The following is a 9,720-nucleotide window of genomic DNA, read 5'->3' as shown; positions in this document are numbered from 1 at the left end:
CAACGGGATGATAATCGGGATGAATTCCCTGCTTCATGGTTACTCCTAGATTCAAGGGCCCCGGGTCGACCGCCCCTATGGCGGACGTGAACCGGCAACCGCGTAATAGTCTAGCGCAACCCGGAGAGATTAGGGCATTCTTGCGCCACACGCCGAATCAACCAACCGGTGTGGCGAGCCGAGCGCCCTTTAGAATCAAACAGTCGGACCGATCGGTCCGGCGAGGCGACAAAGGAGAGCAACAATGCAGCAGGAAGTGGCGTTCGTTACAGGAGCAGCCCAGGGAATCGGCGAGGCTATTGCCCGCCGACTGGCCAAGGACGGGTTCGCTGTGGCCGTGGCGGACATGAATACAGACAAGGCCCAGGCTGTGGCCGATTCCATCAATCAATCAGACGGATTGGCAATGGCTGTCACCCTGGATGTGACCGACCGTGTCCAGGTGCGTTCCGCCGTCGAGAAGACCGCCACCAAGCTGGGCGACTTCAACGTGATAGTCAACAACGCTGGCCTGGGACCGACCACCCCCATCGAGTCCATCACCCCGGAGCTGTTCGACAAGGTCTACCACGTCAACGTCGCAGGAACCATCTGGGGCATGCAGGCCGCCGTTCAGACCTTCCGTGATCGGGGCCACGGAGGCAAGATCATCAACGCCACCAGCCAGGCCGGCGTAGTGGGCAACCCCAACCTGATGCTCTATTCCTCCACCAAGTTCGCCATCCGCGGCCTGACTCAGGTGGCTGCTCGCGATCTGGCCAAGGAGGGCATCACCGCCAACGCCTACGCCCCCGGCATCGTCAAAACACCCATGATGATGGACATCGCTCATCAGGTCGGGGTGAACGCCGGCAAGGATGACGAGTGGGGCATGTCCACCTTCTCGGACGGCATCGCCCTGGGACGGCTTTCCGAGCCGGAAGACGTGGCCAATGCCGTAGCCTTCCTGGCCGGGCATGATTCCGACTACGTAACCGGACAGACCCTGATCGTGGACGGCGGCATGCAATTCCAGTGATTCTGTAGCCAGGATTCGCCCGCATACGATGGACCCTCACCGATCGGTTCCGCCCGACAGCGAGGGTCCATGATAATTCAGAAATCATTCAGGCGTTGAAGACGTACTTGTCCAGACGGTCCATGGCCTCCCGGACACGGCTCAAAGGCAGGGCCAGGTTCATGCGAATGGCGCAGGGAGCCTTGAACTGTCGCCCGTCCTGGACGGCCACGCCCACATCCCAGGCCCGCTTCAGCAGCTGGTCCAGACTCAGATCATGGTCCTTGCACCATTGTGTGCAATCGAGGAAGAGCATGTAGGTGCCCTGGGGCTTGGAAAGCTCGACTCCCTTAAAATGCTGCCGGATGTAATCGTAGGCGTAGTCCACATTTCCGGTCAGAACCTGCCGGAGTTCGTCCACCCACTCCTGGCCCTGGGGCTTGTAGGCTCCGATCAGGGCATGCATGGACAGAACGTTCATGTCGTTGTAGTGGGCCTTGGACCCCTTGGCCACAATCCTGTCGCGCAGGTACTTGTTGTAGATGATGTGGTAGGAGCCTACCAGCCCGGCCAGGTTGAAGGTCTTGCTGGGCGCATAGAAGGCAGCCGTCCTGTTACGGGCATCCTCGCTGACCGACTGGGTAGGAATATGCTTGTTGCCTGCCAGGATCAGGTCTGACCATATCTCGTCGGAGATGACCACGCAGTCGTTCTCCTTATATACTTCCATGGCCTTTTCGATCTCCCACTGCTCCCAGACACGGCCGCAGGGATTGTGCGGGCTGCAGAAGACCGCCACATGGATGTTGTTCTCCTTGAGCTTGCGGTCCATGTCCTCAAAATCCATGCGCCAGACGCCCTGCTCGTCCTTTTTCAACGGGCTGTGAACAATGTGGTAACCATTGTTCTCGATGCAGGACGTAAAGCCGACATAGGTCGGGCTGTGGAGCAAAACCGCATCGCCAGGCGCGGCAAAAGCCGTCAAAGTCGAGACCACACCGCCCAGAACCCCATTTTCATAGCCGATGTCCTCGGCCGTCAGGCCCTCCACACCATTGCGGGTGTGCTGCCAATTGATGATGGCAGCGTAGTACTCGTCAGTTGGGCTGAAATAGCCGAAGGCCGGATGCTTGGCACGCTCGATGATGGCCTCGGGTATGGTCGGCACTGTAGGGAAATTCATATCAGCCACCCACATAGGAATGACATCGAAACCTTCCTTAGGAGGATCAGGAGCAAAACCGGGCTGGGAACCCAGACCGTCAACCGCGATGGCGTCTTTGCCATGTCGATCCATAATGCTGGTGAAATCGTAGGTCATTTTATTCCTTCCATATTCTTGACCGGATGAGCCGGCCGTCTTTTTCAATTAGCCAGATCCTCGGCGATACGGTCAGGAATCTGCCATGGCCTCATGACCTTCGCCTGAAAGTGTACCGTCCGGGTCCGTATCTTCGACAGCAGGCGCGAGGTTTTCCATGTTTTTATCAGAATCCAGTTCAGTTTGCCTGTTTCTGTTCTTGCGTTGGAGAACGAACAGAACTGCAAGAAGGATCATCCAAGGTATGGTCACCAAGTAGCTGATTCTGTATTCGGGCATTACTGCCATCATCACCATGACCAGCCCCAAGAATGCGAGAGCATAGAAATTACTGTAAGGGTACAGGGGCAACTTGAACGTTAACTCATCCTCTTTGCCCTCGCGACGCTTTATGGAACGGAAACGATACTCGCTGATGAGCTCAGCCACCCAGCTGAAGACCAGCATAAAGACTGTAATCGAGGAGAAGAGAGCAAACGCTCGCTCGGGCAAAAACGCCATCAGAACGATGCCTACAAGCTGCATGAGCACTACAGTCAGCACGCTAAAATAGGGGATCTTCTTTTTTGACACCTTGGAGAGAATCGAAGGGGCACTGCCTTGGAGGGAAAGGTTGTAAAGCTGACGGCTGTATATGAAGATGCCGCTGCTTACAGCGCTCAAGGAAGCAGTGATGACGACAAAATTGATGATAGAGGCAGCTGCCGGAATTCCTAACGACGCGAATACGCGGACAAAGGGGGATCCAACGCCCTCCATCTTGTCCCAAGGCCACATGCACAGAATTACAAAGGTAGATCCCAAATAGAATAAGACAATGCTCCAAAACACTCCATTGACAGCGCGAGGCATGGTTTTCTTAACGTCCTTGGCCTCACCTGCCGTGTAAGCAACAGACTCAGAGCCTCCAAAGGCAAAAGCCACCATGACAACGGAGAACAGTAGCCCAGACAGTCCATTTGGCATGAATCCATCGACCGTCAGATTCTTAAACATAACTGGGTGACCTCCATTACCAATACCGGTGAAAATGATGATCAAACCACCAATGACCATAACGACGATAGTGACTACTTTCACAGCCGAAAGCCAAAACTGCGATTCGCCATAGAAACTTACCGATATCAAGTTGATGACGGTCATCAGCAGCATGCCGAGCAAGCCGCTGGCCCATATAGGGAAAGAAGGAAACCAGAACTGGACATATTTACCCAGGGCTGTAAATTCCGCCCCTGACCCTGCAACGCAGCCAAGCAGACTAGTCCAACCTATTGCATACCCGACGAAAGGATGAATATATCGGCTGGCGTATGATACGGTTGCACCCGACACCGGTTCAGCCGTAGCCATTTCCCCGACCGCTCGGCAGATTACGAATATAGCAGCACCTGCCACTGCATATGCCAGCAAGACGGATGGCCCTGCATAAGATATTGCACCAGAGGACCCGTAGAACAGACCAACTCCGATTGCACCGCCAATTGCCATCATCCCCATCTGCCGAGTGCTGAGGCTGCGGTTTAAATCCTCATCTTCATATTTCTCAGCCGAGCTGGCTTGCAAATCAGATCTACTCATTTGAAGCACTTCCTTCTAGAGGCGGTTATACTATTTTATTATTTTGATAACATTTTATTTCTAATATGGTAGCCTTCTGGCATTGTGATAGAATTTCCTCTGCGTATCAGTTTTGTTTCCGACTGCAGGCATAAGCCGTCAGGGAAGGAGCGCAAATATGAACGAAATGGAAAACATCTCACCATCCCTACGGCCCTTTATTCCCTTGGTAGATTTTCTTGGCGAGCTATTGGGGCATGACACTGAGGTTGTCCTTCAGGACGTAAAAGATTTCTCGCACTCAGTCGTTGCAATAGCCAACGGACATGTCAGCGAACGCAAAGTAGGCAGTCCGGCTACTGATCTTATTCTGAGAATCTGGCAGAATCACGAATACGAACACCGGAACTATCTGATCCATTATGCTGGATATACACATGAAGGTCGCCCTATCGTCTCCTCTACCTTCTTCCTGCGTAATACAGAAGATCAGGTCATCGGTTTTCTCTGCATCAACTTTGACAATTCCATCTTTAAAGAGACCAGTAAAGCTCTGCGAACAGCTAGCGATTATCTGGATTCCATCAGTTCCAGCGGATCCCCATTCCCTACACATCACATCAGGAGAGATCGATCGGATCCTGACACACAAACCACAGATACGCTCGACGAGCTTGACGATGCGATAATTCCGAATGATGGATCTCTTCAGCAATCGGTCACCGACGCAACGCATGAAACCCTATCCGTGAACGCAGAGGATCTGACAAATCAGCACATCCAATCATTTGTAGCGGAACACAGAGTTCAGCCCGAGCGAATGAACAAATCAGAACGACTGAAGCTCATCGCTGACCTTGACGATTCAGGTATCTTCTTGATCAAGGGCGCAATAGATACCGTGGCTGATGCACTGGGCATTTCAGCACCAACGGTGTATAGATACTTGCACTTGATCAGAAAGGAAAAGAAAGAAAACAGCGAGTAGCCTGTCGAGTAACATCAATAAGAGATCTGAAACCAACGGTTGATCATTCATGAACCGATAACGCTCTTCTGTTGAAATATTCTCAACTGAAGATGTACCCAGCTGGGGATCCCTGTCTAGGTATCAGTCACATTCGTGCCAATAAGTGGTTATGCCTGCATTTTGAAGTTCACCAATGAACAGGCCCTTGGTTTCTGCGTCCAATATATTCTGGACGCCGCAGAAAATAATCTTGACGAAACAATGCATGCTACACCAATGATTAAAGCAAGCAGAGAACTTGTTTAGTAGATACGTGCTGCTTATCTCCTTCATTCAGGAGGCGCGGATATGCGCAAAACACTATGCCCGAAGCCAGCAATCTTTTCATCAAATCCATCTGACCGGAAGCACGGAGACGGCACCCTTCTCAGCTTTGACACACCCCCTCCAGGGTGTATGATTAAGAACAGATATACGGGGGACGTATACACGATGGACCTACAGGGACTGAGCTATCTTCAGTTCCAGAGGAGATGTACATGCGTATAGTTTCCCGGCATATGCTGACGGCTTCGACTCGAGCCCGTCCCGTATTCTTTTCCCTGATAAATTCTCATACTTAGCGGTTCTACGGAAACGCTTCCGGATTATTGTGGCATGCGCAGATTTATGGCTGTCTACGTATGCACGCTTGGGGCACCGAGAAGTGGATATACACCGAGGGTGCTCTATGATCCGATATAAAAAACGCGCCTAGCTCTTTTCCCCCGGCTTACATGTGAAGCCATACATATTTGCATCGGTGAATCATGGATGCTAGAGCTAGGCGACGAGAGGACGGCCCCGACAATAGCCGGGGCTAGTCCTTCTACTAAGACTATCAAGAAAGTTTGGGGCACAAAACACTCATAGCCCTCGCTGACAATCAGCAAAGATACATGTTTTGTGATGGTCGATCATATGCTGAGTTCACTGACAAATACCACGTCCACGTTCTATTCGATAAGCGAACCCGTCTCTTTGTCCACACAATTTTGGAATTTTCGCGATAAGTTTGGTACATTTGAAACACGAGCGAGGAATTAAAACATAAATGAACATCGTTGTTCTCACAGCCTTTATCCTTATGACACGCGAGAGAACAGGATTGTTCGATTCACTAAAACTAATCAATTGCCTATGATGCCACACGCTCATTTGTGAGCACATTCAATGGTTGTGCCTTACACCGATAGTGCAGGTATAAGTTATCTATCTATATATCAAAGCATCAAGAAGACCTTATATACTAAAAAAGAAACGAGTTGCATAACTCCCTCGAAAACTGAAGCGTGTGCAAATTCGATTCCGCTTTCTAAAATAGCAGCAAACGCAACAGCATAACTCCAAGAGCCGTATTTTAAATATCTGTAACATCTACAATGAGAACACGTTCATATTACTCGGACTGCTTTGCATGTAATATAGGAAATTGAAAATACTTGTCATGGTTGGATAGAAAATGTTAACGCCTTTAATCGAGATGATTCGAAGAATTCTGACATGGCTTTGCGCGCGGTCGATGTCTATCTGTTCTATACATTTTTGTCAAAGCTAGTTATTGTATCGACGATCTGTATATGGGTACCGCCAAAGTGCATTCACGCAAGAACAAAGGTCAGCATGTGCGAATAAGCAATATTGTCAAGAATCCAAGCCTTCGAGTGATTTATGCGCACAGAGTCAAATGTCGCGAACAGGTTCCTGAGCATGCAAGCCTTTCAGCGCTTTATACTAGTAGTGTCCTGCTCGTGCGGTCATCGATGATTGTACCAAGGAGCGATCATAGTTATGAAGAAACAAACTAGCGAGCTCTTTCCTGCTGATACCAGGGAAGATACAAGCGTATTGACTCCAGTTAAAAGTACAGCATCAACGGATGCTGCCACTCCTCCAGCTCCGCCTCACGACAGCGGCAACACTAAACCTACCGGGCACCACACCCACAAAGGCAAACCTGGTAAATCTATATGGAAGACAGCTTTCATAGCCTTGCTCACCTTCTTCATCGGCTTTGGTTTCAGCGCATGTTGCAGTTCTGATCCAAAAGATTCTGAGGACTACAAAGATCTGCAATCGGATTACTCGAAATCACAGGCCGATCTGCGTAAGACTCGTAGGGAATTGCTTGACGTGCAAAACCAAGTCAAGAAAGTACAGGACAAAGCCGATAAGTGGGATAAGGAGCAGGCTGACAAGAAGGCAGCCGAACAAAAAGCCGAACAAGACAAGAAGGACCAGGAGAAAGCTGCAGCAAACAAGGCTGCACAAGGGAAAGCAGCCGCAGACCAAGCCGCACAAATACAAGCTGAACAGCAACAACTCCAGCCCCAAAAGCATGTCCAACAGCAGCAGGCGCAGCCACAACTCCGCTCACAAGGCACCGTACACCGTGGAGCATTCTGTTCTGGAGCAGGGTCCACTGGAGCGTCAGACCAAAATGGCGCCACTCTAACCTGCAGAACTGCCAAAGATGGTCGCCTGCGATGGATGAACTAACAGGAAGAAACAGTGTTGACTTCCAACGCGGGGATATACCCGACACAAAAAGAGCGATCATCACATGGGTATATACAGCTTCAAATACCAAAAAATAGGCTCTCATCCCTGCCTATGAGAAGAAACGCCAAGCCATCGTGTAAATCTTCTAAACGATGGGACTCTACTTGATGAGCTTTTAGATGAGCTTGTAATTTATAAATTACTTTCAGATAAACAAAGGTGAGAAAGCTCCTTTGGCGCTATGAGAGACCATTGATTTTCTCGTGAAACTTACATTCTGTTCCATCACTTATTCTGGACTGAACGATTATGAGTTCTGCGACTACATCGGAATAGACATCACCGTGGTCATCAGCAGGGCCAAGCAACGTGTGATTGAAGACCTCGGCCCCTACCCTCCCCGCTGACAGTGGACCTCTTCTTGCTTCCCGAGGATGAGAAGGTGGCCTACGTGCTGAACAAGATCAAGGCCGGCGACCAGGCGCTGGCAGCCATGAACGACCCCAACAAGGAGAAGGAAGCAGAAGGCGGCGATGACAGATAAAGGCCCAAGGCTCCTGGACGGCCTGACCTCGACAATGACATACGGGCAGATGCGCCACTACGCCGACACCCTCAACGTGACCATCAGCAGCGCGCTCCTGCCGGCAGGCATCCCAGGCTTCTACGATGAAACCACCAGAACCATCCTCATCGACAGACAGTTCATCTACTGCCAGAAACGCTGCACACTCGTCCACGAACTCATCCACTGGCAGCACGCCGACGCCACCAGAGCCGGCGTCTACGGCGCACGCCTGGAACGCAGATCACGACGCGAAACCGCCCTAAAACTCATCAACCCACTCGAATACCAGACAGCCGAAGCCATGTACGAAAGCAACCCATACCAGATCGCCTGCGAACTCGACGTCACCCTCCAAATCATCAACGACTACCAGCACATACTCGATTCGAGCCACATGCACTGCAAAGTACGGAGCCAATCCCAACAAGCACGATCACCATACAAAACAACTGATAGCCAAAGCGGACTAGAGCCATGATGAAAAGACCAGCACCTGTCATCGCAGCCGTTCTTGCCTTCACACTCCCCCTCACGGCCTGTGGAGGGCAGAATGTGAATTCAGCGCGACAGATCAGCGACAAATGCTCCAAAGTGTCGGCGGCGTTCGAATATAAGAAGGACGGCGACAGCATCCTGTACGCGTCAAAGCTGGAGGAGCCGGCCTCGAGTGAGGGCCTTCCTGGACTCGACTGCCTCCTAGATTCCCTGGGGGTGACCGCTGATGACATACATAACCAACTACCTAATGGCGGAAGTGGTCACCTCTCAACCAGCAAATACAGCATCGGAATATACTCAACAGGTCAGCACCTGACACTGTCCATCTCAGACAAGGACTAATGACAAAGAATGAAATATGGTATGCGCACACCCAGCCCTAAGCGCTCATTCAAGGCGCGGACCACGGGCAAGTGGAAGCGACAGGCGAAGAAGAACCTTATTCCCGGCTATGGGAGGAAAGGCATGGGGTGGATTCGAAACCCCAAAAAAGCCATATACAACAAGATCTACCGGAAGACCACGTTCAGCATCTGGGACCTGTTCAATTAAGACAAAAGAGCAGCCCGTTCTGGCGAGGCTTTTTCTATGCCCGCCCGACGGTACCGGTTTTCCCGTGCAATATAGTATACATTTAGTATACATTTTGAGCACGAACCTTATCCCAGCAGATATAAGAAAACCCCCACAGGCTTTGTGCCTGTAGGGGTTTCGTCTGGTGGGGCCTCAGGGGCTTGAACCCTGGACCGAACGATTATGAGTCGTTTGCTCTAACCGACTGAGCTAAGGCCCCGCGCCGATCGTACCGGCCAGAGTCATGGTATCAAAACGACTCGTCATCAGCCAGGTCCGGATTGTCGGACCTACTTGGTGACCTGGTTGTAGACAGGCAGACCCATGTATCCGAAAGGAGCATGGCGAACCTGCCTGCTGGCCACCGCCGAGACCTTCCTGTACCAGAGCGGCAGCACCGGAAGATCCTTGAAGAGAACGGCCTCGGCCTGGCGGTAATCCTGCATGGCTTCATCCTGATCGGTCTTGGATGCGGCGCGGGAAAGGATGGCATCATATTCCGCGCTCTTGTAGTCCCCGTTATTTAGCCCCATGCCATCGGCCTGGCTGGAGGCATATCCCTGAACCAGGTAGCCTTCGGGGTGGGGATAGTCCGAGGTGATGCCCGAATTGAAGATACTGTTGACCTGACGGTTATGAACTGCCGTATTGAATTCCTTGCCCGTAGGAAAGATATTTGGTTCCGTCTTGATGCC

9 protein-coding genes, 1 tRNA gene and 1 pseudogene are annotated in these 9,720 nt (G+C 51.3%); 7 read left to right on the top strand and 4 right to left on the bottom strand.

The annotated features are described in order from the left end of the window. Positions 1 to 244: 244 nt before the first annotated feature. On the top strand, positions 245 to 1,018 hold the full coding sequence (locus AC0AP0_RS05760) for a (S)-acetoin forming diacetyl reductase (protein WP_490429675.1): 774 nt from the start codon (positions 245 to 247) through the stop codon (positions 1,016 to 1,018). An 88-nt stretch (positions 1,019 to 1,106) separates the two neighbouring features. On the opposite strand, the gene AC0AP0_RS05755 is transcribed toward AC0AP0_RS05760, so the two are convergent. Both AC0AP0_RS05755 and AC0AP0_RS05750 read right to left on the bottom strand, forming a co-directional pair. After that, positions 1,107 to 2,318: a MalY/PatB family protein gene (locus AC0AP0_RS05755; RefSeq protein ID WP_490429674.1), complete on the bottom strand. Its 1,212-nt coding sequence runs from the start codon at positions 2,316 to 2,318 to the stop codon at positions 1,107 to 1,109. Positions 2,319 to 2,390: 72 nt separating this feature from the next. Beyond that, positions 2,391 to 3,896, bottom strand: a complete 1,506-nt coding sequence (locus tag AC0AP0_RS05750) for an amino acid permease (RefSeq protein WP_490429673.1) — start codon at positions 3,894 to 3,896, stop codon at positions 2,391 to 2,393. Positions 3,897 to 4,053: 157 nt separating this feature from the next. Here AC0AP0_RS05750 and AC0AP0_RS05745 point away from each other — a divergent pair, with 157 nt between their 5' ends. The 6 genes from AC0AP0_RS05745 (at position 4,054) to AC0AP0_RS05720 (ending at position 9,004) form a co-directional block, all read left to right on the top strand. Next, the gene (locus AC0AP0_RS05745; RefSeq protein ID WP_490429672.1) at positions 4,054 to 4,863 is read left to right on the top strand and encodes a helix-turn-helix transcriptional regulator; all 810 of its coding nucleotides are present in this window, start codon (positions 4,054 to 4,056) and stop codon (positions 4,861 to 4,863) included. 1,812 nt (positions 4,864 to 6,675) lie between these two features. Then, the gene (locus AC0AP0_RS05740; RefSeq protein WP_490429671.1) at positions 6,676 to 7,383 is read left to right on the top strand and encodes a hypothetical protein; all 708 of its coding nucleotides are present in this window, start codon (positions 6,676 to 6,678) and stop codon (positions 7,381 to 7,383) included. A 266-nt stretch (positions 7,384 to 7,649) separates the two neighbouring features. Continuing rightward, a complete protein-coding gene (locus AC0AP0_RS05735; protein WP_490429670.1) occupies positions 7,650 to 7,793 on the top strand; it encodes a hypothetical protein in 144 nt (47 codons plus the stop codon). Between the two features lie 14 nt (positions 7,794 to 7,807). Next, complete coding sequence (locus AC0AP0_RS05730) at positions 7,808 to 7,930, top strand: hypothetical protein (protein WP_258334472.1); 123 nt, start codon at positions 7,808 to 7,810, stop codon at positions 7,928 to 7,930. Then, positions 7,920 to 8,432: an ImmA/IrrE family metallo-endopeptidase gene (locus AC0AP0_RS05725; protein ID WP_490429669.1), complete on the top strand. Its 513-nt coding sequence runs from the start codon at positions 7,920 to 7,922 to the stop codon at positions 8,430 to 8,432. Before AC0AP0_RS05730 ends, AC0AP0_RS05725 begins: the two co-directional genes overlap by 11 nt. 371 nt (positions 8,433 to 8,803) lie before the next feature. After that, positions 8,804 to 9,004 carry a hypothetical protein gene (locus AC0AP0_RS05720; protein ID WP_110413265.1) on the top strand — a complete coding sequence of 67 codons (201 nt, stop codon included), beginning with the start codon at positions 8,804 to 8,806 and terminating at the stop codon, positions 9,002 to 9,004. A 164-nt stretch (positions 9,005 to 9,168) separates the two neighbouring features. Here AC0AP0_RS05720 and AC0AP0_RS05715 read toward each other — a convergent pair. Together AC0AP0_RS05715 and AC0AP0_RS05710 are read right to left on the bottom strand one after the other, a co-directional pair. Continuing rightward, positions 9,169 to 9,245 (bottom strand) — tRNA-Ile (locus AC0AP0_RS05715). Between the two features lie 70 nt (positions 9,246 to 9,315). Continuing rightward, a pseudogene (locus tag AC0AP0_RS05710) lies at positions 9,316 to 9,720 on the bottom strand (peptide ABC transporter substrate-binding protein); the annotation flags it as partial.

The organism is Bifidobacterium sp. POST2/T3 (B1) (assembly GCF_058197115.1).
Note: the sequence above shows the minus strand (reverse complement) of the source record. Positions and strands in the feature narration are given on the sequence as shown.